This window comes from Mesorhizobium sp. B3-1-9 (genome assembly GCF_006439595.1).
In the GTDB taxonomy this organism is placed as follows: Bacteria; Pseudomonadota; Alphaproteobacteria; order Rhizobiales; family Rhizobiaceae; genus Mesorhizobium.
The window spans coordinates 16,100-37,330 of the sequence record NZ_VFTJ01000027.1 but is presented as its reverse complement, the minus strand read 5'-3'; the positions used below and the strand labels follow the sequence as shown (position 1 = coordinate 37,330).

Sequence of the window (21,231 nt, the reverse complement as noted above, 5' to 3'; positions counted from 1 at the left end):
ACACGTTCGAAACGTTTAGATTAGCGTTCGGGCAGTTGAAGACGACGGAGGGAGGCCGTCCTTTTGCCATGCAGCGCGCTGATTCCATCACGACTGGCATTGCGGCCGCCGACGGTCCCGCCGTCGTCCTGAGCGCGACCGGCATTTCCAAGCGATTTGGCGGCATCGCCGCGCTGTCCGATGTGAGCCTGGACCTCAGGCCCGGCGAGGTGCATGCGCTGATGGGCGAGAACGGCGCCGGCAAGTCGACGCTGATGAAGATCCTCTCCGGTGTCTATACCGATTACGAAGGCGCCGTGGCGATCGACGGTCAGGCGGTGCGTTTCACCGGCGTCCGCGACGCCGAGGATGCCGGCATCGCCATCATCCACCAGGAGCTCAACCTCGTTCCCGAGCTCAGCGTCGCCGACAACATCTTCCTCGGCCGCGAAAAGCTGATCGCCGGGCTGGTCGTCGACCGCAAGGCGAGCAGCCGCGCCGCCAGCGCGCTGCTGCAGCGGCTGGGCATCGAGCTCGATCCGGAAGCGCGGGTCGGCACGCTCAGGGTCGGCGAGCAGCAACTGGTGGAGATCGCCAAGGCGCTGTCGAAATCGGCGCGCATCCTGATCATGGACGAGCCGACCTCGGCGCTGTCGCCGGCCGAGTGCGAGCGGCTGTTCCGCATCATCGGCCAGCTTGCGGCAAGCGGCGTCGCGATCGTCTACATCTCGCACCGCATCGACGAGGTGATGCATCTGGCGAGCCGGGTGACGGTGCTGCGCGACGGGCGCCATGTGCTGACTGAGGACATGGCGGGACTGGGCGAAGACGCCATCATCTCGGCTATGGTCGGGCGCGACCTCCTCGCTTCCTCCGGCCACGAAGGCGGCCCCGGCGACAAGGTGGTGCTCTCGGTCAGGGACTTGTCGCTGTCGAAGCCCGACCGCCATGGCTGGCGCACGGTGATCGACGGCGTCGGCTTCGACCTTGCCGCCGGCGAGATCCTCGGCATTGGCGGGCTGCTGGGTTCCGGCCGCACCGAAATCCTGGAAGCGATCTTCGGCTCCAGCGGCGGCAGGTCCGGCGGCGAGATCCGGCTCGACGGCGCGCCGGTCGAGATCGGCTCGCCGCGCGAGGCCCGACGGCTCGGCATCGCCCTGGTGACCGAGGACCGCAAGACGCAAGGCCTGCATCTCCAAGCCTCGATCACCGACAATGTCGCCCTGCCTCTGGTCGGCGCGCTGGCGCGCTTTGGCCTGCGCTCGCGCTCGGGCGAGCAAGGCCTTGCGCGAGAGGCGGTCGGCGCGCTCGGCATACGCTGCGAGAGCATCGAGCAGGCCGCCGGCACGCTGTCGGGCGGCAACCAGCAGAAGGTGGTGATCGGCAAATGGCTGGCGACGCGGCCGCGCGTGCTTCTGCTCGACGAGCCGACGCGCGGCATCGATGTCGGCGCCAAGCGCGAAATCTACGACCTCATCTTCAAGCTCGCCGGCGACGGTTTGGCGATTGCCGTGATCAGCTCCGAACTGCCCGAGCTTCTGCATCTGGCCGACCGCATCCTGGTCATGGCGGAAGGCCGCCAGCGCGGCATCCTGTCCCGCGCCGACGCCAGCGAGGAAGCGATCATGCGGCTCGCCGCGCCGAGACGCACAGCGAGATCCGCCGCATGAACCTCATCAGCCTTCTCTCCCGCACCAAGCTTTACTGGGGGTTGATCGCCATCTTCCTGATCGGCGTGTTCGGCTCGCCGATCAGTTCCAAGGGCAACAACATCTTCTTGTCCTACGGCAACCTGCTCGACGTGCTGCGCCAGGTGTCGACCACCGGCCTCATCGCCACCGGCATGACGGCGGTGATCCTGACCGGCGGCATCGATCTTTCCGTCGGCTCGCTGATGGCGATCTGCTCGGTCGTCTGCGCCATGCTGCTGACGGTGCCGGGCGTCACGCCGTCGGCGGCGCTCGGCGTGCCGACAACGGCTCTGGTCGCCTTGTGCCTCGGCGCGCTCGTCACCCGCTTCATCCTGCTCAACATCGAGAAATCCCGCGCCGGCGCCGAAGCCGGCCGCGAGGTGCGGCTGGACAAGGCGCGCGGGCTGGTCATCCCGGGCGTGGTCGGCGTCATCCTATGCTGCCTTTCGCTGTGGTACCTGCTGCCGCAGGTCGAGACCAAGTTCGGTGTGCTCGGCGTGCTTCTGGTGGCGCCTTGCGTCGGCCTTCTGTTCGGCACCATCAACGGCTTCATCATCGTCGCCGGGCGGCTGCAGCCCTTCATCGTCACGCTGGCGATGATGGTGACGGCGCTCGGCATCGCCAGGCTGACCGCCGGCCAGAACAATGCGGTGCTGCCGGTCTATACCGGCTCCAACGCCACCGCCGAATTCGAGATCCTGCGTTCGCTGGTGTTCGGCGTCGTACCGATGCCGGGCCTGTTCTTCCTCGGCGCGATCGTGATCTACGGCGCGGTGCTGCGCTTCACGCCCTTCGGCCGCTATGTCTACGCCATCGGCGGCAATGAGGAGGCGGCGCGGCTTTCGGGCATCGCCGCGGGGCGCGTCAAGATCGCCACCTATGCCGTGTCCGGCCTGCTCGCCGGCATCGCGGCGGTGCTCTACGTGGCGCAGTACCGGCAAGGCAAGCCCGATGCCGGCGCGGGGCTCGAGCTCGACGCCATCGCCGCCGTGGTCATCGGCGGCACCAGCCTGATGGGCGGGCGCGGCAGCCTGATCGGCACCTTCTGCGGCGTGCTGATCTTCGGGCTGCTGTCCAACATCCTGCAACTGCACAACATCAATTCCAACCTTCAGTTGGTGCTGAAGGGAGCGATCATCATCGGCACCGTGCTCGTGCAGGAGCGCAACGCCGGCGACCTTCTCAGCTATCTGCGCCTGCCCAACGGACGGGCGGCGCAAAAGGAAACGGCCGCGGCCAAGCGACCGTCACAGGAGACCTCGTCTCTATAATCCGGAGGAAACAGGACCATGAAACGACGTGATATGCTGAAGCTCGCCACTTTCGCGGCGGCACTGCTGACGACCACCGCAATCTTGTCTGGCAACCATGCCTTTGCCCAGGACAAGAAGTGGAAGATCGGTTTCTCGCAGGTGACGACCATCGAGCCCTGGCGCGCCCAGTTCAACAAGGACATCATCGCGGAGGCCGCCAAGCACCCGGAAGTCGAGCTGATCATCACCGACGGCGAAGACAAGACCGAAAAGCAGGTCGCCGATGTCGAGAACCTGATCCGCCAGGAAGTCGACGCGCTGCTGGTGTCGCCGAAGGAATCGGCCGGGCTCACCGGCGTGGTGCAGCAGGCGATCGACGCCAAGATCCCGGTCTTCGTGCTCGACCGCAATGTCGACACCAAGGATTACACGCAGTTCGTCGGCGGCGACAACGCGCTGATCGGCCGCGCCGCGGGCGAATACGCCGTCGAGCTCCTCGGCGGCAAGGGCAAGGCCGCCGGCAATGTCGTCGAGATCTGGGGCGGCATGGGAACGCAGCCGGCGCATGACCGCCATGACGGCTTCCATGAGTTCACCGACAAGGAGCCGGGCATCAAGTACCTGCTCGACCAGCAGTCGGGCGACTGGAAGCAGGACCAGGCCTACAACATCATGGCCAACGCGCTGAAGACCAACGAGAAGATCGACCTCGTCTACGGTCACAACGATCCGATGGCCTATGGCGCCTATCTCGCGGCCAAGGATGTCGGGCGCGAAAAGGACATCAAGTTCATCGGCATCGACGGCCTGCCCAACGAAGGCGTGCAGATGGTGAACAAGGGCGAACTGACGGCGACCTTCACCTATGTCACGCCGGGCGCCGAGGGCCTGCGCCAGGCGATCAAGTTCCTGAACGGCGAGAAGGTCGAGAAGACCATCACGCTGCCGACGGAAAAGGTCACCAAGGACAACGCCGCCAAGATTCTCAAGGACAACGGGCTCTAAGCCCGGGATACCCTGCCGGGCCACGCGCCCGGCAGGGCTTTTGCCTGGGCGCCGGGCGCTCTTCAATTTCGTCGCCAGGTGCCGAAACCATGGCGGCAACGCGGATTTCCGGCTCTTTCGCGACCGAAAGTCACGCCCGCCAGGGCAAGCCTTGCCCTGCCCGGAAGGCCTATCCGCGCGCCGTCAACTGCGCCTGTTTCAAAAAAGCGATCCGGAACAATGCGATAGCGCAATCTCGCGCCGGTCCTGCCGCAAGGCGCGGCGGCTCGCCTTCCGGCCCGCGTCGAGACGACGGACACCTTGCGCAGAATGCTTGCGCCTTGTGTCGCCTGTTCTTATATACGCGCCAGCCGTCCGGCCTCGAAAAGCGGGGACCGCGATGGGATTTCTTGTGAACAGGGGCTTTCGTCGGAACGCCTTTTGAAGGGTCCTGAGAGCCTGCTTAGAGGAGAGACTAGAACAATGGCAAAAGTTATCGGTATCGATCTCGGCACCACCAATTCCTGTATCGCCATCATGGATGGCAAAGACCCCAAGGTGATCGAGAACGCTGAAGGCGCGCGCACGACGCCTTCCATCGTCGCCATCTCGAATGACGGTGAACGTCTCGTCGGCCAGCCGGCCAAGCGCCAGGCGGTCACCAATCCGGAAAACACCATCTTCGCGGTCAAGCGCCTGATCGGCCGCCGCTATGACGACCCGGTGACGGAGAAGGACAAGAAGCTTGTCCCCTACAAGATTGTCAAGGGCGACAATGGCGACGCGTGGGTCGAGGCCGGCGGCAAGAAGCAGTCGCCCAGCCAGATCTCGGCCATGATCCTGCAGAAGATGAAGGAGACGGCGGAAGCCTATCTCGGCGAGAAGGTCGAGAAGGCGGTCATCACCGTTCCGGCCTATTTCAACGACGCCCAGCGCCAGGCGACCAAGGACGCCGGCAGGATCGCCGGCCTCGAGGTGCTGCGCATCATCAACGAGCCGACGGCCGCGGCGCTCGCCTATGGCCTGGAGAAGAAGGACGGCAAGACCATCGCGGTCTATGACCTTGGCGGCGGCACCTTCGATATTTCCGTGCTGGAAATCGGCGATGGCGTGTTCGAGGTGAAGTCGACCAACGGCGACACCTTCCTCGGCGGCGAGGACTTCGACATGCGGCTCGTCGAGTATCTGGCAGCCGAGTTCAAGAAGGAACAGGGCATCGACCTGAAGAACGACAAGCTTGCCCTGCAGCGCCTCAAGGAAGCCGCGGAAAAGGCCAAGATCGAGCTGTCGTCGACGACGCAGACCGAAATCAACCTGCCCTTCATCACCGCCGACGCCAGCGGCCCGAAGCACCTGACGATGAAGCTCACCCGGGCGAAGTTCGAAAGCCTGGTCGAGGACCTCGTGCAGCGCACCATCGAGCCCTGCAAGGCGGCGCTCAAGGATGCCGGCCTGAAGGCCGGCGAGATCGACGAAGTGGTGCTGGTCGGCGGCATGACGCGCATGCCCAAGATCCAGGAGATCGTGAAGCAGTTCTTCGGCAAGGAGCCGCACAAGGGCGTCAACCCGGATGAGGTCGTCGCTCTCGGCGCCGCCATCCAGGCCGGCGTGCTGCAGGGCGACGTCAAGGACGTGCTGCTGCTCGACGTGACGCCGCTGTCGCTGGGCATCGAGACGCTGGGTGGCGTGTTCACCAGGCTGATCGAGCGCAACACCACGATCCCGACCAAGAAGAGCCAGACCTTCTCGACCGCCGAGGATTCGCAGTCGGCGGTGACGATCCGGGTCTTCCAGGGCGAGCGCGAAATGGCGGCCGACAACAAGATGCTCGGTCAGTTCGACCTGGTCGGCATCCCGCCGGCCCCGCGCGGCGTGCCGCAGATCGAGGTCACCTTCGACATCGATGCCAACGGCATCGTCAACGTCTCGGCCAAGGACAAGGGCACCGGCAAGGAGCACCAGATCCGCATCCAGGCTTCGGGCGGCCTGTCCGACGCCGACATCGAGAAGATGGTGAAGGACGCCGAGGCCAATGCCGACGCGGACAAGAAGCGCCGTGCCCTCGTCGAGGCGCGCAACCAGGCCGAAGCGCTGGTGCATTCTTCCGAGAAGTCGCTCAAGGACTATGGCGACAAGGTCTCGGAGGCTGACCGCACCGCGATCGCCGACGCCATCGCCGCGCTGAAGGCCGCGGCCGAAGGCGACGACCCGGCCGATATCGAGGCCAAGTCGCAGTCGCTTGCCGAAGCTTCGATGAAGCTCGGCCAGGCCATGTACGAGGCCTCGCAGAAGGAAGCGGCCGAAGCCGACGCCAAGGCGGATGCCGCCAAGGATTCGGACGTGGTCGACGCCGACTTCGAGGAAATCGACGAAGACGACGACAAGAAGAAGTCGGCTTGAGCCGGCTGACGGCGAATAAGTGCAAAAGCCCGGCGCAAGGCCGGGCTTTTTTGCAACCTTCGTTGAAAAAGTGCGGATCTGCCTGAAAATGTGACGGAAAAACCCGGAGTGGCGCCGGCTTGGTACTAGCATCCGGGAAACATCGCTCCTAAATCCAAGAACGTGCCGGCAAACGTCGCCAACAATGCTTGAAGACATTGAGCATCCGGACAGCGGGAAAAAATGAAAGCTGATTTCTACGAAACGCTGGGCGTGCAAAAAGGCGCCGACGACAAGGAACTCAAGAGCGCTTTCCGTAAGCTCGCCATGCAGTTCCATCCCGACCGCAACCCGGGTGACGGTGCCTGCGAGCACAAGTTCAAGGAAATCAACGAAGCCTACGAGACGCTGAAGGACCCGCAGAAGCGCGCCGCCTATGACCGTTTCGGCCACGCCGCCTTCGAGCAGGGCGGCATGAACGGCGCAGCACACGGTTTCGGCGCCGGCGGCTTCGCCGACATCTTCGAGGATATTTTCGGCGACATGATGGGCGGCCGCCAGCGCCGTTCCTCCGGCGGCCGCGAACGCGGCGCCGACCTGCGCTACAACATGGAAATCACGCTGGAAGAAGCCTTTGCCGGCAAGACGGCGCAGATCCGCGTGCCGGCTTCGATCTCGTGCTCGGAATGCTCCGGCAGCGGCGCCAAGCCCGGCACGCAGCCGGTGACCTGCTCGATGTGCCACGGCCACGGCAAGGTGCGCGCCACGCAAGGCTTCTTCTCGATCGAACGCACCTGCCCGCAATGCCAGGGCCGCGGCCAGACGATCAAGGACCCCTGCCCGAAATGCGCCGGACAGGGCCGCGTCACCGAGGAGCGCTCGCTGTCGGTCAACATCCCGGCCGGCATCGAGGACGGCACCCGCATCCGGCTGGCCAATGAGGGCGAAGCCGGCCTGCGCGGCGGACCGTCCGGCGACCTCTACATCTTCCTGGCGGTCAAGCCGCATGAATTCTTCCAGCGCGACGGCGCCGATCTCTACTGCAAAGTGCCGATCTCGATGACGACGGCCGCGCTTGGCGGCTCCTTCGAGGTCACCACGCTCGATGGCACGCAGACCAAGGTCAAGGTGACGGAAGGCACGCAGAACGGCCGCCAGTTCCGCTTGAAGGGCAAGGGCATGCCGGTGCTGCGCCAGCCCAATGTCGGCGACCTCTATATCCAGACGGCGGTCGAGACGCCGCAGAACCTGACGCGCCGCCAGCGCGAACTGCTGGAAGAGTTCGAGCAACTCTCCTCGAAGGACAATTCGCCCCAGTCGAGCGGCTTTTTCGCCCGCATGAAGGACTTCCTCGAGTCGTTCGGCGAAGGCTGAGGTCTTTTTGACGCAAGTCGTTGTCCCAAAACCGCTTCGCGCTTTTGAGCGACTTGCGTTCGGCTTCCCAAGCGTCGTCAACACCTTATGCCAGGTTGACGCCTTGCCTTGTCCCACCCAACTGCTAAGTAGCGGATCGGGGGGTGAGCATTGAGGAGAGCTCGCATGGCACGTAGTCCCGGGTTGCGCAAAGCGCTGGCGGAAAAATTCGACGACGAGCTGAAGTTCTTCAAAGGCTGGATCGACAAGCCGAAAACCGTCGGCTCGATCGTTCCCACCAGTTCCATCACCGCCCGCAAGATGGCGTCGATTGTCAATCCGAGATCGGGCCTGCCGGTGCTCGAGGTCGGGCCCGGCACCGGGGTCATCACCCGCGCCATCCTGGCCCAGGGCGTGAAGCCCGAAAACCTCTACGCGGTCGAATACTCGACCGACTTCGTGCGCCATCTGCGCGGGCTCTATCCGGGCGTCAACGTGATCGAGGGCGACGCCTTCAATCTCAATGCCACGCTCGGCGACAAGCGCGACATGGTGTTCGATTCGGTCGTTTCCGGCGTGCCGCTGCTCAACTTCCCGGTCGCCCAGCGCATCGCCTATATCGAAAGCCTGCTCGACCGCATTCCCGCCGGCAGGCCGATCGTGCAGCTGACCTACGGCCCGCTGTCGCCGATCCCGCCCGGCCGCGGCAACTACACGGTCAAGCATTTCGATTTCATCATCCGCAACATCCCGCCGACGCAGCTTTGGATCTACCGAAGGGAGGGATAAGGCAGTAGGCAGTAGGGAATAGTCAGGAAACCACTCTCCTAATGCCTATCCCCTACTGCCTACTGCCTTTTGCGAAGCAATGCCCGTGATCCCAAGAATCCTCGTCTTCGCCGGCTCGGTCCGGACCGGCGCCTTCAGCGGCCGGACCGCCGATGCGGCGCAGAAGGAACTCGCCATGCAGGGCGCCGAGGTGACGCGCATCTCGCTCGGCGATTATCCGCTGCCGATCATGGACGAGGACCTGGAAAAGGAAAAAGGCATCCCCGAGAACGCGGTCAAGCTCGGCCGGCAGATCGCCGCCCATGACGGCTTGCTGATCGCGACGCCCGAATATAACGGCTCGATCCCGCCCCTGCTCAAGAACAGCATCGACTGGGTGAGCCGGATACGGCGCGACGGCAGCCGCGCGTACAGACCGTTTGCCGGCAAGCCGGTCGGACTCTGCTCGTCATCGGAGGGCAAATTCGCCGGCATACGCTGCATCAATCATCTGCGCGCGGTGCTGGTGCGTTGCCAGATGGAGGTGATCACGCCGGAATGCTCGGTCTCCGAGGCCGACACGGCGTTCGCCGAGGACGGACAGTTCAAGGACGCCAGACTACACCAATCGATGGAGCGCCTATGCCGTACACTGATCGAAACCTCGCGCATGCTGTCCACCCGGATCGAGGCGTGATCAATTTCGCGGAGGCCGATGCAATGCGGGAGCGGCTGATCGTCGGGCTCGACCTGCCGACGCTGAAGGAGGCCGAGAAGGCGGTGCGCGAGCTCGAAGGCGCCGTTTCCTTCTACAAGATCGGCTACCAGCTCGCCTTCGCCGGCGGATTGGACTTCGCGCGGGAACTGGCCAGCGGCGGCACCAAGGTGTTCCTCGACATGAAACTGCTCGACATCGACAACACGGTGGCCAAAGGGGTCGAGAACATCGTCAGGATGGGCATGACGATGCTCACCATCCATTCCTATCCGAAGGCCATGCGGGCCGCCGTGGAGGCGGCCAGGGGAAGCGAGCTTTGCCTGCTGGCGGTCAGCGTGCTCACCTCGATGGACGAGCAGGACATGATCGACGCCGGCTATGAATACGACCCGCACACGCTGGTGCTCAGACGCTCCGAACAGGCGCTGCACACCGGCATGGGCGGCATCGTCTGTTCGGCCGAGGAGGCCGAGGCGGTGCGACGGATCGTCGGACCCGACATGGCGGTGGTGACGCCGGGCATCCGGCCGGCGGGCAGCGACCATGGCGACCAGAAACGCGTGGTGACGCCGGCGCAGGCGATCCGCAACGGCGCCAGCCACCTGGTCGTCGGCCGGCCGATCGTCGCGGCGCCGGACCGGCGCGCCGCGGCCGAAGCGATACTCGCCGAAATGCAATCGGCCTGAGGTCCGGTCCTCGGTCGCGAAAGAAAGACAGGAGAAAAAGAATGCCGAAGGGATATTGGATCGCCCGTGTCGATGTGCGCGACGCCGAGGGCTACAAGGACTATGTCGCCGCCGCGAAGCTCGCCTTCGACCGCTTCGGCGCGAAGTTCCTGGCGCGCGGCGGCGAGCACGAAAAGGCCGAAGGGCCGGGCCGCGCCCGCAACGTCATCATCGAATTCGAATCGCTTGCGGCGGCGCATGACTGCTACCACTCGCCGGAATACCAGCGCGCCGTCGCCATCCGTCAGAAAGTGGCCGACGGCGAGATCGTGCTGGTCGAAGGCATCTGACCAGCCTCGAAAACCCGTCAGTGCAGCGTGTGCCGCTCGTCGATGGCGAGCGATTCCGCCTCATGCCGGTGGCCATGGATCTCGTAGCCGACGACGGTGACCGCCGGCGCCAGCGTCAGGATGATCAGGCACACCGCCATGTCGACGCCGGCAATGGCGGCGGCGACGGCAAGTGTCACGACCGCCGCCGTGGCCAGCAGCAGCCAGATGTGGAACGGGTCGAAGCGCCGCACGAGATAATAGTAGAGCACATAGATCATGCCGAGGAAGATGGCGAGCGGGATCGCGGTTGAGAGCAGCGTCGCCAGCGGACCGATATGGGCCTTGTGCTCGAGGAAATAGGCCGCGACATGCAGGCCGGCGCCGGTGGCGACGATCGCGGCCACGATCAGCATCTGGCCGTAGCCCCAGACGAATGAGCGGTCGCGGTGCGCATGCAGGACCGGTGCCGACGGCAGCATGTAGTAGCACCACCACATGCCGAAGGTGAGACCGGTGCCGGCGACGCCGACAAGCGCGGCATCGAGGTTCCAGCCCTGCTCCTCGACGACGGCCGACAACGAGGCCAACGTGCCGACAACCCCTTCGCCAAGCGCGATGATGGCGAACAGGCTGTAGCGTTCGGCCATGTGATGCGCGTGCCAGGGCGTGCCGCCATTCCTGCGCTCGGCGAGCACGGGCCCGGCAAGCTCGACCAGCAGCAGGATGATTGCAAGCACGGCGCTGGTCTCGATCGAGAAATCGACCAGGATCTGCACCACCCAGCCGACCTGGGCGATGGCGATGGCCGTGACATAGGTGAGGCAGATGCCGCGCCGCGCCGGATCCTGCCTGGCCGCGCGCAGCCACTGGAAGATCATGGCGACGCGCATGATGACGTAGCCCAGCACCATGACGGAATTGTCGAGATGCTCACCATGCTCGATCGAGGCGAACATGCGCGGCAGGCCGATGGCCAGCACCAGCACACCGATCATCTGCACCATGGTGATGAGGCGGAAGACCCAGTCGTCGGTGTCATAGGCCGAGGAGAACCAGGAGAAATTGATCCAGGCCCAACAGATGGCGAAGCTGGCAAAGCCGAAGCCGAGCAGGCCGGCCGCATAATGGCCCTCGGCCAGGGCATGCGCCAGCTGCGAGGAGGCGAGGCCGAAAGCGGTGACGAAAGTCAGGTCGAAGAGCAGCTCGAGCGGCGTGGCGACGCGATGCTCCTCATGCGGGTCGCGGCCGCTCATGCGCTTCAAATGATGGTGGAGACTTTGAACGCTGACGGGCGTTGTGTTCATTGCGCGGCTCTCGTTGACACAGCCGCGACAGTAGAGGCGATGAATCAAGCGTCAAGGCGCGGCTATCGCGCCGAGAGCCTGTCTCAACCAAAGAGCCTGTTGGCCGCTGTCTCCGCCATCGCATCGGCGAGGCTCAGGTCCCACTGCGTGCGGCAATAGTCGCGAAAATCGAAACAGGGCAGGCCGGGGCACACTTCGAACTCGATGAGATGCACGGTGTCGTCGGCCTCGACCCTGAAATCGACGGAAAAGACATCCCGAAGGCCAAGACCGCTTATCAGTTTTTGCGCAATGGCGCGGATTTTCCGGTCGGCCGCCGGCTGGCTCGAGCCGACCGGCTCGAGCTCCGGCTCGGCATAGGTGCCCGCATCCTTCGCGGCCTGGCCGGTTTCACCATAGAGCGCCATGCTATCGGCCATGGTCTGAAAGTCGCCGCCGGAATCGACGAAGAAGATGCCCAAAGCTTCGACGCCGGTTTCGGGTTTCAACCCGAGGAAGCTCGCGCGCACGTTGCGGCCGGCGACATAGGGCTGGACGACGACATCGTCGCGATAATGGGAAAAGACACGCCGGCTAAGCTCCGACGCATGGCCGAGATCGGTGACGCGGGAATCCGGCCAGATGCCGATCTTGGCGCCGAGCCGGTTGGGTTTCACGAACCAACCGGCAGGCGACGGCGGCGGCTCGACAAGCCATTCGCCGTGTCGGGCAAGGCCTGCTTGCGGCGCCGGAAGACCGAGAGCGCCAAGCACGGCGCCGCAGCGGAACTTGTCCTGGCAAAGCGCGAACAGCGAATCGTCGGCACCGATGGTGCGCAGGCCGTTGAGGCGGGCGAGCGCAGGGGCCGCGCCGCCACGGAAATAGGCGATGCCGTCGGTCAGCGTCCAGACCAGCGTGACGTTTGGGTCAGCCCCGGCGAGCGCGTTTGCGGCGGCATCCAGTTCCACCGGTACGAAGGCGAGGCCGCGTTTGTCGCAGGCGACGGCCAGCGCATCGAAATCGGGCGCGAGATCGGTCGACTGCGCCAGGTAGGACGATATCTCGGCGGCGCGATCCGGCGCATGGCCGTCCGCGACCAGCCGGTCGAAACAAGCCTTCTCGGGCTCATGGACGAGGATCAGCTTGGGATTGCTACGCGGCATGGGTGGACTGCTCTGGAGGGACGTCGGCCGCCACCATCGCATGGCGCCGATGATTGGCTTGCGGGAAACCGACCGGGCCGGACGGTTGCGCGACAGCTGCGCGCCGTTCCGCTCAGGCGATCAGCACGCGCGGCTCGAAGCGGCCTTTGACCGGAATATCGAGCAGGAAGGTCATGCCGGCCTGCGGATCGAGCGCGCGCTGCTTCTCGTCCTTGCCTTTCCAGGCCGAGGTCACCGCTAGGCGGTCGGCTTTCTGGCCGACAAAGGCGGGGCAGGACGCCTGCGTCACCGGCATGGCGATCTCGCGCAGCAGCGTGCCGTCGGGCGCATAGGCCTTCACCGCCCTGCCGCCCCAGACGGCGTTCCACAGCACGCCGTCGCGGTCGACGACCGAGCCGTCGACATAGCCTTTCGAGGAGCGATGATCGACGAACACTTTCACTTCACCGGCCGGCAGGCCGGTCGCCGGATCGCAGGCGACGCGCATCAGAAGCCCGGTCGCAGTGTCGGTGTAGTAGGCGATTTTGCCGTCCTCTGAGAAGCAGATGGAATTCGAGACTGTGATGCCCGAAAACAGCCGGCGCAGCTCGCCCTTGAAGAACCAGTAGATCGAGCCGGCGCCCTTCTCCTCGTCCTTGCCCATCGTGCCGGTCCAGAAGGCGCCGCAGGGATGAACGCGGGAATCGTTGGAGCGCGTCAGCGGGTTGTCGGCCTCGATCGGCGTGTGCAGCGTCAGCCTGCCGGTCTTGACGTCCCGGACCTGCAGGCCGACCTCGGTGGCGATGAGCTGGCGGTCGTCGTCGATGACGGCGATGGCGCTGGCCATGACGCCGAGATCATGCACCTTCAGCGCGCCGGCAAGCGGCTTTTCCAGAAGCTCGCCGTTGACGATGTCGAACCAGAACAGCGTGTCGGTGGCGGGATCGTAGCTCGGGCCTTCGCCGAGCTCGCAGATATGGTCGGAAAAAACCGAAACGCCGTCCATCACGCCACTCCGAAAGCTTCATCCCAGGCGGCGACCGCGGCGCGGGCGCGCTGCGCCACGTCCTCGACGCTGGCGCCCGGCTTGTAGAGGCTCGACCCCAGTCCGAAGACGCTGACGCCGACCGCCTTGTAGCCGGCAAAATCCTTGTCGGAAACGCCGCCGACGGCGCCGACCAGCGTCGTTGCCGGCAGCACGGCGCGGATCGCCGCGATGCCGCTCGATCCAAGCACGCTGGCGGGGAAGAATTTCAGCGCCGAGGCGCCGAGCCGGATCGCCTGGAAAGCCTCGGTGGGCGTGAACACGCCTGGCATCGTCACCATGCCATGATGCATGGCGCGGCCCATGACCTCGGGATCGATGTTGGGGCTGACCAGCAGGCGGCCGCCGGCCTTGTGCAAGGCATCGACGTCGGCCGCCGTCAGCACCGTGCCGGCGCCGACCAGCGCGGTCTCAGGCAACGCCTCGACGATGCTGGCGATGGAGGCGAACGGCTCCGGCGAATTGAGCGGCACTTCGATCGCCTCGATGCCGGCGTCGTGGACCGCCCGGCCGATCGCCACCGCTTCCGCCGGCTTGAGGCCGCGCAGGATGGCGACAAGGCCGCGTTTCAGCTTCGGGAAGGGTGCGGTCTGGCTCATCAAGCGCCTCCAATCATGCCGTTCTCGCGCGCGGCCTCGACGAGACCGGCGCGCACCGCTTCATCGGCGTCGACAGTGCGAAAAGCAAGGCCGGAAAGGCCGAGCGCCGCGCCATAAAGCGTGGCCAGCGCGCCCGAAGCGACCAGCGCCACCGGTGCGTCGCTCGCGCCATAGCGGCGCCTTGCCGAGGCGATCTCGCCGCCGATCAGAAGTCCGGACAGGCATGCCGCCGCATCGGCGGGCTGCAGATCCTGCAAGAGGCCGGCTGCGCGGATGGCAAACAGTTTCGAGGTGACATCACCACCCTCGCCCAGGGCCCGCTCGCACCACTGACGAAAGAATGGGCTGTCCGCGGCGACCGGAGCGGGATGCTCGCCCAGCGAATGTTTCAGGATCGAGTGCGTGGCGAGCACCGAAAACAATTCCCCGGTCGGCCAGGTGCCAAAACCTTCGACGGCGCCAGCGTCGACCGCGACCCATTTGGAATGCGTGCCGGGCATGCAGACGAGATGGTGTCCCTTTGCCGGCAAACCGGCGCCGGCAAGCTGGGTTTCCTCGCCGCGCATGACATCCGGCGCTTCGGCCAGGCGCTGCGCGAGGCCTGGCACGATGCGGATGTCGCGGCTCGAGCCCTCGATGCGGGCGGCGCCGCGCAAGATGGCGCCGATCGGCGCCGGCACGGTGACGTAGGGCGCCTCGATCCAGCCTTGCCGGGAACCGGCCATGCCGCAGATGATGACGGGCAGCGTGTCCGGCGCGCCCATGGCGCCAAGATGGCCTTCCAGCACGTTGGCAAACCCTTTTTCGCGGGCGGTGATCAGACCGTCGTCGCCGCGCCGCTCGGCAAGAACCTTGCCGGTGCCATCGAGCAGCCAAGCCCTGAGCCTGGTCGTGCCCCAGTCGAGCGCGGCGACCGCGGGTGCCGGGCTCACAGGAAGCCTCCGTCGACGATCAACATCTGTGCGGTGAGCATGCGCGAAGCATCCGACGCCAGGAACAGCACCGTGCCCACCATGTCGTCGGGCTGCATCACTTGCCTGATGCATTGCTTGGCGACATGGGCGGCAAGCCCCGCATCGGTGACCCAAAGCTCGCGCTGCCGTTCGGTGATGACCCAGCCCGGCGCGACCGCGTTGAGGCGGATGCGGTCGGCGCCGAGCTTGCCGGCAAGGCCCTTGGTCAGGCCGAGTATGCCCGCCTTGGCCGCGGTGTAGGCCGGCATGTCGGGGTGGTTGATCAGATAGGAGGTGGAGGTGAAGTTGATGATCGAGCCGCCGCCGGCGCGCTTCATGCCGGGCGCCACGGCCTGGGCGGTGAAGAAATGCGGGCGCAGGTTGATGGCGAGATTGTTGTCCCAGAACTCGACGGTGACGTCTTCCACCGCGTGACGCTCGTCGAGCGCGGCATTGTTGACCAGCACCGTGACGTCGCCATGCGCTTCAGCCGCCCTGGCCGCGGCGGCGCGCAGCGCCTCGATGTCGCGCAGATCGGCCTTGAGATAGAGCGGGCGGCGGCCAATCTCATTCTCCAGCCGGTCGGCAAGGGCAGTGCTTGGCTTGTCGGCGATATCGATGAAGGCGACTTTCGCGTTCTGCCGCATGAAGCCTTCCGTCAACGCGGCGCCGATGCCGGAGCCGCCGCCGGTGATCAGCACCGAGGCGCCGTCAAGGTCGGCGAAACGCGCCGATGGCATCATGATCCGTTCTCCCGTTTTGCCGGCGCGCATCCTAGCCAGACAAAGCGCGGGAGCAAGGGAGAAACGTCGGATTTCGGAAGCTTATGTCCGACAAATGAGGTCTGCACTTCCGCCTCCCGGAAGCAGCTCAAGGTTTGTTGAGATTCAGGTCAGGCCGAATCGAAAATGGTGGGTTCCGAGAACCGGAGCGGAGCGTACCTAAAGTACGTGAGCACCGGAAGCGCAGGAGACCGCCATTTGCAGACCGGCCTCACCTGAATATCAACAGACCTTGTCAGATTGCCTTGGCGTGCAGCGCTCCGCGATAGGAATCGCGCAGATAGCCGAGCGTGGCGTCGGCGTCGGCCGGCTTGCCGAACAGATAGCCCTGCCCGCCGGCGCAGCCGAACTGGACGAGGCGGTCGGCCTGCGCCTCGTCCTCGATGCCTTCGGCGACGACATCCATGCCGAGCCCCTCGCACATGGCAAGAATGGCGCGGATGATGTGCTCGGACGGGCGATCGTCGAGGATGGAGGAGACGAAGGCGCGATCGATCTTGAGCTTGTCGAAATGGAACTCGCGCAGGCGGCCGAGCGACGACTGGCCGGTGCCGAAATCGTCGAGCGAAACACGGATGCCGACGCGGCGCAGATCCTCGACGATCTTCTCGGCCGAGGCCGGATCGTTCATCAGGCCGGTCTCGGTGATCTCGATCTCCAGCCGGCGCGGATCGAAGCCGGTACGGTCGAGGATGGCCAGGATATGCAGGCCGGTGTTCTGGTCGACGAGCTGCGACGGCGACAGGTTGAAGGACAGGAACAATTCCTTCGGCCAGCTGCGCGCCGCCTCGGTCGCCTTGCGCAGCACCAGCTGCGACAGCGGGCCGATGATGCCGCGTTCTTCGGCGATCGGGATGAAGACGGATGGCGGCACGACGCCGAGGTCGCGGTCGGTCCAGCGCGCCAGCGTCTCGAAGCCGATGGTGCGGCGGCTGTTCAAGTCGACGATCGGCTGGAAATGCGGTTCGACCTCGCCGGCCGAGACGGCGCGGCGCAGCGCCTGCTCGATGCGGGTGACGCGCTTGGCCGCCTCTTCCATCTCGCGGGTGTAGACGACGACGCGGCCGCGGCCCGAGCGTTTGGCATGATAGAGCGCGGTCTCGGCCTTGTTGATGAGGATCTCGGTGGTCTCGTCGCCGGAATAGAAAAGCGAGCAGCCGACCGAGGCCGAAAGCCTGGCGGTGCGTTCGCCGACATCATAGGGCGCCGACAGAATCTCGATCAGCATGCGCGACTTCTCGGCCGCCTGCTCCTCCGAGAACACCATCGGGTAGAGGTAGGCGAACTCGTCGGCGCCGATGCGGCAGACGGTGGAGTAGCCATCCATCGAGGCGCGCAGCCGCATCGCCACCTGGATCAGGATGTCGTCGCCGGCCTTGTGGCCGAACAGGTCGTTGATCGGCTTGAAGCCGTCGAGGTCGAGGATGCCGACGGTGAACGGCGCGGGATCGTCGGCGCGGTCGCTGATCAGGCGATCGACCTTGTCGAAGAAGCGACGATGGTTGCCGAGCCCGGTCAACGAATCCGTGAAGGCCAGATCCGTATTTTCCTTGCCTGGCTGACTGGTGCCAAACGTCGTTTGCATCATGCCTCTGTTCTGATGTCGGTATTTTCGGCCACACTGGCAGCAAAGCGTTTAGGAAAAGTATCGGAAAATCGATTTTCCGTTATGCAAAAGTTGCTTGCCTCGCTGGCGGTTGTTCAGCTTCGGGCAAAAAACGGTAATCTAGCCCAATAGTCGTTCATGCGTAATCTCTAATAGAAATATCGAACGATCTTTTCCGGGATGCTCCCGTTTGAGGCGAACGGATGAGCGCTTCGCACCTTTCGGGACATTGCTTTAGCCGGCTTGCTTTACGCGGTAGAGCTCGATCGGGCTGCCTTTCCCGCTGACCGGCTCGAGCCAGTCCGGCACGGAGCCGCGCAGCAGGCCGGCAAGGAAGCCCTGCGGGGCTTTCCGGGTCAGGATCAGGGTCTCGACATTGCCGGGGCAGACGGCGACGAGGCCGACGCGATGCGCCTCGACGATTGCTCGCGCGTTGTCGGCCGAGCCGAGAAAGGCGTCCAGCGCCAGGAGATTGCCGGCGACATTGCGGTGATAGGGACCGGCGAAGACGCGATGGTCGCTATAGACGAGGACCGGCGCTCCAAGATTGGAAATCGTGAGCACGGTGGTATCGGCCATGGCGCCAAGCGGCGCGAAGGTGGCCTTCTTCTCGCAGGTCTGATCCGTCGTGGTGCCGTCAGCGACGGCCTTGCCTTTTTCGAACGCGACCGAGGCGGCCGCGGCGACGCCTGTCCATACCGGATTGATCGAGACCAGCCAGACAGCCGCAAGGCGCAGCGCCACGCCAAGCGAGGAACTGGTTTCGGCCCGCGCCCGCCATTTGGCGATCCACGCCGACAGCGGGACGACCGCGAAGGCGATCGAGAAGGTGGTGCCGCGCACCTGCCAGGCGCCGACCGCGAAGGCGACGGCGAGCAGTGCCGCAACGAGGCTGTCCTGCCGCCGCCAGCCGCCGCGGCGCAAGTGCCGTGCCATCAGGACGATCGCGACCAGCGGCGTGGCATAACGCGCCGCGACACGCGCCGGATCGCGGACAAGCAGGGTGAACAGCGACTGGGCTTCATCGATATGGTCGAGCCACAATTCCTTGAGGCGCGGGTCAAGCGAGGCGTAGGGCGCCGAGAGGCATTGCGGAAACAGCACCGCCACGACCACGCCGAGCACGACGCCCAGCGCGGCAAGCGACGCCAGCCTGCGCCGCCAGCTGCCTGCGGCGGGTTCGGCGGAGGCGATTGCCGCCAGGCCGATGCCGGCAATGGCCGCGACGGCGAACTGCGCGACCGAGAAGGCATCGCACTGCGCCGCGCCCCAATCAGACGGACGGATGGTGACCAGGAAGACAAGCGCCGCGACGCCGGCGAAGCCGAGGCCGAAATCCCGGGCGATCGCCCGCTCGCCGCCCGGATCGGCGACGAACAACAACGACACGCAAAGGCCGATGGTGGCGACGTAGGGCACGGTTTCCATGCCGACGGCGAGCGTCAGCGCGGCGCAGAGGCCGGACATCAGCGCGGCCCAGCGCCGGGAAGGCGCCTCGAGCAGCAAAGCGAGGCTCGCCATGGTGAGCATCAGCTGGACGTTGTGATGATCGAGCGCGCCGGGGTCGTAGATGCCGATGAAATAGTAGCCGGCCGCGCCAATCAGGATGGCGGGCAGCACCGCGCCGCCGCCGAAGCTGCGCGCGGCGCGGGCGGTGAAGAACAAGGCCGACCAAAGCAGCAGCGCCGGCCACAGCACCTGCGCCACGTCCTCGCCAAGCGGCCTGCTGCCGGTGAGCGCCGAGGCGGCAAGCGCGATGGCGGCGATCGGCGCGTCGACCAGCCTCGACCAGTGCATGACGAAGCCGCCTTCCAGCCCCATCCGGTACTGGTGCAGGTCGAACCAGCCCTGGCCGGCCAGCAGGTCGCGAACCTCGACGAGGCGCAGCAGATTGTCGTTGTCGCCGCCGGCATCGGTCAGTTGGCCAAAGCCGGCCCACGCATCGACGGCGAAAGCGAGCAGGGCGGCAAGCAGCGCCAGCGCCAGATCGGACTTCCAGGTGGCGGCGCCGGTTTCGGCTGTGCCCATTGCGGTGGCCTTTGCAGGGAGAGGATCGGTTTTAAACCTAGCCTTAACGGCTTCAATAAATAGTAAAACGGCTCGAGGGGGCCGGCACAGGGACGGCCGGAGGCTGGTCGAGCGTCCGGAGACAGACATGCCGCATGCAGTCCGCCACGAGCCGGTTATTGCCGTGCTCCTGCCTTGCTACAATGAGGAGCTGACGATCGGCGAGGTCGTGCGGCGCTTCCGCGAGACGCTGCCTTCAGCCGCGATCTATGTCTACGACAACAATTCCAAGGACCTCACGGCGCTGAAAGCTCGCGCCGCCGGCGCCACCGTCGTGCGCGAACCGCGCCAGGGCAAGGGCAATGTGGTGCGGCGCATGTTCGCCGACATCGACGCGGACATCTATGTGATGGCCGACGGCGACGGCACCTACGCGCCGGAAGATGCGCCGCAGCTGATCAATGTGCTGCAGACGGAGCGCTCCGACATGGTGGTGGGCACAAGGCGCGGCGTCACCGACGATGCCGGCCGCAACGGCCACGCCTTCGGCAACCGCGTCTTCAACCGCCTGTACAAGGGCCTGTTCGGGACCGACTTCACCGACATCTTCTCCGGCTACCGGGTGTTTTCGCGCCGCTTCGTCAAGAGTTTCCCGGCCGTGTCCGGCGGCTTCGAGATCGAAACCGAGATGTCGGTGCATGCCTCGCAGCTCAAGCTGCCGGTGAGCGAGATGGCGCTCGATTACGGCCGCCGCCCGGAGGGCTCGTCGTCGAAACTGTCGACTTTCCGCGACGGCGCCAGGATCCTGTGGATGTTCGCCATGCTGGTGAAGGAGACGCAGCCGCTGCGCTTCTTCGGCACGTTCGCGCTGTTCTTCCTGGCGGCGAGCATCGGCCTGATGATACCCGTGCTGGTCGAATTCGCCGAGACGGGACTGGTGCCGCGCATGCCGACCTGGGTGCTGTCGATCGGCATGCTGCTTCTGGCCATGCTCTCGATGATGACCGGGCTGATCCTCGATTCGGTGTCGCGCGGCCGGGCCGAGCAGAAGCGCATCTTCTACCTGTCGATTTCCTCCGGCCGGGCCGAGCGCGGGATATCCGGGCAGGCCTCATCGAAAAGCGAGCCGGGCAAGGCCTCGCGGGCGGCATAGTGGGCCGCCTCGTCCGCTTCATCCTTACCGGCGGCATCGGTTTCGTCGCCGACGCGGCGGCGCTCTGGCTGCTGCTTGCCGCGACGCCGCTCGGCCCGATGGCGGCGCGCGTGCTGTCGATCGGCTTCGCGCTCTGCGTCACCTGGCAGATCAACCGCCATTTGACCTTCTCGCCGTCGAGCCGAGGCTTGGCGCATGAGGGTGCGCGCTATGGCGGCGTCGGCATCGCCACCGGCATCGTCAACTACCTGGTTTATTGCGCCATCCTGTTCGCCCTGCCGACGCTGCCGCCGCTCGCGGCTCTGGCCTTTGCCTCGATCGTCGCGATGGCGCTGTCGTTTATGGGCTATTCCAGGCTGGTCTTCGACCGCTGAGACCGTTTGGAAATTCTACTCTGGCGGCCATCTGATGGCGGTTTCTGCGCTTCCGGTGCTCACGGACCCAAACGTCCGCTCCGCTCCGGTTCTCGAAACCACCACCATATGACTCGCCAGAGCGAAGTTCGAAACGGGTCTCTGAGCGTCTGCACCAAGCGAGCA

General features: G+C 65.4%; 19 protein-coding genes. 11 read left to right on the top strand and 8 right to left on the bottom strand.

Going from position 1 to position 21,231, the window contains the following annotated elements:
• Positions 1-68 precede the first annotated feature (68 nt).
• The 9 genes from FJW07_RS29270 to FJW07_RS29230 all read left to right on the top strand — a co-directional run bounded on the left by FJW07_RS29270 (position 69) and on the right by FJW07_RS29230 (position 10,140).
• Complete coding sequence (locus tag FJW07_RS29270) at positions 69-1,649, top strand: sugar ABC transporter ATP-binding protein (protein WP_140859654.1); 1,581 nt, start codon at positions 69-71, stop codon at positions 1,647-1,649.
• Positions 1,646-2,941: an ABC transporter permease gene (locus FJW07_RS29265; protein ID WP_140641985.1), complete on the top strand. Its 1,296-nt coding sequence runs from the start codon at positions 1,646-1,648 to the stop codon at positions 2,939-2,941. Before FJW07_RS29270 ends, FJW07_RS29265 begins: the two co-directional genes overlap by 4 nt.
• 18 nt (positions 2,942-2,959) lie before the next feature.
• Positions 2,960-3,928, top strand: a complete 969-nt coding sequence (locus tag FJW07_RS29260) for a substrate-binding domain-containing protein (protein WP_140859653.1) — start codon at positions 2,960-2,962, stop codon at positions 3,926-3,928.
• A gap of 462 nt (positions 3,929-4,390) precedes the next feature.
• The gene (gene dnaK, locus FJW07_RS29255) at positions 4,391-6,307 is read left to right on the top strand and encodes a molecular chaperone DnaK (protein ID WP_140641989.1); all 1,917 of its coding nucleotides are present in this window, start codon (positions 4,391-4,393) and stop codon (positions 6,305-6,307) included.
• A 222-nt stretch (positions 6,308-6,529) separates the two neighbouring features.
• Entirely contained in the window at positions 6,530-7,660 is a 1,131-nt protein-coding gene (gene dnaJ / locus FJW07_RS29250) for a molecular chaperone DnaJ (RefSeq protein WP_140859652.1), read from the top strand.
• A gap of 165 nt (positions 7,661-7,825) precedes the next feature.
• Positions 7,826-8,428 (top strand): phospholipid N-methyltransferase PmtA, encoded by a 603-nt coding sequence (gene pmtA / locus FJW07_RS29245; RefSeq protein ID WP_140654565.1) that lies wholly within the window; start codon positions 7,826-7,828, stop codon positions 8,426-8,428.
• Between the two features lie 79 nt (positions 8,429-8,507).
• A complete protein-coding gene (locus FJW07_RS29240; protein ID WP_140641995.1) occupies positions 8,508-9,104 on the top strand; it encodes an NADPH-dependent FMN reductase in 597 nt (198 codons plus the stop codon).
• A 23-nt stretch (positions 9,105-9,127) separates the two neighbouring features.
• Complete coding sequence (pyrF, locus tag FJW07_RS29235) at positions 9,128-9,811, top strand: orotidine-5'-phosphate decarboxylase (protein ID WP_140709428.1); 684 nt, start codon at positions 9,128-9,130, stop codon at positions 9,809-9,811.
• Between the two features lie 41 nt (positions 9,812-9,852).
• Entirely contained in the window at positions 9,853-10,140 is a 288-nt protein-coding gene (locus FJW07_RS29230) for a DUF1330 domain-containing protein (RefSeq protein ID WP_040986451.1), read from the top strand.
• A 17-nt stretch (positions 10,141-10,157) separates the two neighbouring features.
• Here the strand turns inward: FJW07_RS29230 and FJW07_RS29225 are convergent, their stop codons facing one another.
• The 8 genes from FJW07_RS29225 to FJW07_RS29190 form a co-directional block, all read right to left on the bottom strand.
• The gene (locus FJW07_RS29225; protein WP_210239922.1) at positions 10,158-11,426 is read right to left on the bottom strand and encodes a low temperature requirement protein A; all 1,269 of its coding nucleotides are present in this window, start codon (positions 11,424-11,426) and stop codon (positions 10,158-10,160) included.
• An 83-nt stretch (positions 11,427-11,509) separates the two neighbouring features.
• A complete protein-coding gene (locus tag FJW07_RS29220) occupies positions 11,510-12,568 on the bottom strand; it encodes a D-alanine:D-lactate ligase-like protein (protein ID WP_140859651.1) in 1,059 nt (352 codons plus the stop codon).
• A gap of 112 nt (positions 12,569-12,680) precedes the next feature.
• Complete coding sequence (locus FJW07_RS29215) at positions 12,681-13,553, bottom strand: SMP-30/gluconolactonase/LRE family protein (RefSeq protein ID WP_140783106.1); 873 nt, start codon at positions 13,551-13,553, stop codon at positions 12,681-12,683.
• Positions 13,553-14,191, bottom strand: a complete 639-nt coding sequence (locus tag FJW07_RS29210; RefSeq protein WP_140859650.1) for a 2-dehydro-3-deoxy-6-phosphogalactonate aldolase — start codon at positions 14,189-14,191, stop codon at positions 13,553-13,555. Before FJW07_RS29210 ends, FJW07_RS29215 begins: the two co-directional genes overlap by 1 nt.
• Entirely contained in the window at positions 14,191-15,123 is a 933-nt protein-coding gene (locus tag FJW07_RS29205) for a 2-dehydro-3-deoxygalactonokinase (RefSeq protein WP_246680896.1), read from the bottom strand. Before FJW07_RS29205 ends, FJW07_RS29210 begins: the two co-directional genes overlap by 1 nt.
• Positions 15,120-15,887 (bottom strand): SDR family oxidoreductase, encoded by a 768-nt coding sequence (locus FJW07_RS29200; protein ID WP_140859648.1) that lies wholly within the window; start codon positions 15,885-15,887, stop codon positions 15,120-15,122. The genes FJW07_RS29205 and FJW07_RS29200 overlap by 4 nt, the downstream gene beginning before the upstream one ends.
• Before the next feature lie 274 nt (positions 15,888-16,161).
• Entirely contained in the window at positions 16,162-17,511 is a 1,350-nt protein-coding gene (locus FJW07_RS29195) for an EAL domain-containing protein (RefSeq protein ID WP_140654624.1), read from the bottom strand.
• Between the two features lie 255 nt (positions 17,512-17,766).
• Entirely contained in the window at positions 17,767-19,560 is a 1,794-nt protein-coding gene (locus tag FJW07_RS29190) for a GtrA family protein (RefSeq protein ID WP_140859647.1), read from the bottom strand.
• A 127-nt stretch (positions 19,561-19,687) separates the two neighbouring features.
• Between FJW07_RS29190 and FJW07_RS29185 the strand changes: the two genes are divergently transcribed.
• Together FJW07_RS29185 and FJW07_RS29180 are read left to right on the top strand one after the other, a co-directional pair.
• Positions 19,688-20,692, top strand: a complete 1,005-nt coding sequence (locus tag FJW07_RS29185) for a glycosyltransferase (RefSeq protein ID WP_140859646.1) — start codon at positions 19,688-19,690, stop codon at positions 20,690-20,692.
• Complete coding sequence (locus FJW07_RS29180) at positions 20,692-21,066, top strand: GtrA family protein (protein ID WP_140859645.1); 375 nt, start codon at positions 20,692-20,694, stop codon at positions 21,064-21,066. The genes FJW07_RS29185 and FJW07_RS29180 overlap by 1 nt, the downstream gene beginning before the upstream one ends.
• Positions 21,067-21,231 lie beyond the last annotated feature (165 nt).

Excerpts from the sequence above, each read along its gene's own strand:
- FJW07_RS29260 (WP_140859653.1), top strand. The coding sequence starts at position 2,960 with ATGAAACGACGTGATATGCTGAAGCTCGCCACTTTCGCGGCGGCACTG.
- FJW07_RS29265 (WP_140641985.1), top strand. The coding sequence starts at position 1,646 with ATGAACCTCATCAGCCTTCTCTCCCGCACCAAGCTTTACTGGGGGTTG.
- dnaK (WP_140641989.1), top strand. The coding sequence starts at position 4,391 with ATGGCAAAAGTTATCGGTATCGATCTCGGCACCACCAATTCCTGTATC.
- FJW07_RS29220 (WP_140859651.1), bottom strand. The coding sequence starts at position 12,568 with ATGCCGCGTAGCAATCCCAAGCTGATCCTCGTCCATGAGCCCGAGAAG.
- FJW07_RS29190 (WP_140859647.1), bottom strand. The coding sequence starts at position 19,560 with ATGGGCACAGCCGAAACCGGCGCCGCCACCTGGAAGTCCGATCTGGCG.
- FJW07_RS29200 (WP_140859648.1), bottom strand. The coding sequence starts at position 15,887 with ATGATGCCATCGGCGCGTTTCGCCGACCTTGACGGCGCCTCGGTGCTG.
- pyrF (WP_140709428.1), top strand. The coding sequence starts at position 9,128 with ATGCGGGAGCGGCTGATCGTCGGGCTCGACCTGCCGACGCTGAAGGAG.
- FJW07_RS29225 (WP_210239922.1), bottom strand. The coding sequence starts at position 11,426 with ATGAACACAACGCCCGTCAGCGTTCAAAGTCTCCACCATCATTTGAAG.
- FJW07_RS29270 (WP_140859654.1), top strand. The coding sequence starts at position 69 with ATGCAGCGCGCTGATTCCATCACGACTGGCATTGCGGCCGCCGACGGT.
- FJW07_RS29210 (WP_140859650.1), bottom strand. The coding sequence starts at position 14,191 with ATGAGCCAGACCGCACCCTTCCCGAAGCTGAAACGCGGCCTTGTCGCC.
- FJW07_RS29230 (WP_040986451.1), top strand. The coding sequence starts at position 9,853 with ATGCCGAAGGGATATTGGATCGCCCGTGTCGATGTGCGCGACGCCGAG.
- FJW07_RS29215 (WP_140783106.1), bottom strand. The coding sequence starts at position 13,553 with ATGGACGGCGTTTCGGTTTTTTCCGACCATATCTGCGAGCTCGGCGAA.
- FJW07_RS29195 (WP_140654624.1), bottom strand. The coding sequence starts at position 17,511 with ATGCAAACGACGTTTGGCACCAGTCAGCCAGGCAAGGAAAATACGGAT.
- dnaJ (WP_140859652.1), top strand. The coding sequence starts at position 6,530 with ATGAAAGCTGATTTCTACGAAACGCTGGGCGTGCAAAAAGGCGCCGAC.
- pmtA (WP_140654565.1), top strand. The coding sequence starts at position 7,826 with ATGGCACGTAGTCCCGGGTTGCGCAAAGCGCTGGCGGAAAAATTCGAC.
- FJW07_RS29185 (WP_140859646.1), top strand. The coding sequence starts at position 19,688 with ATGCCGCATGCAGTCCGCCACGAGCCGGTTATTGCCGTGCTCCTGCCT.
- FJW07_RS29240 (WP_140641995.1), top strand. The coding sequence starts at position 8,508 with ATGCCCGTGATCCCAAGAATCCTCGTCTTCGCCGGCTCGGTCCGGACC.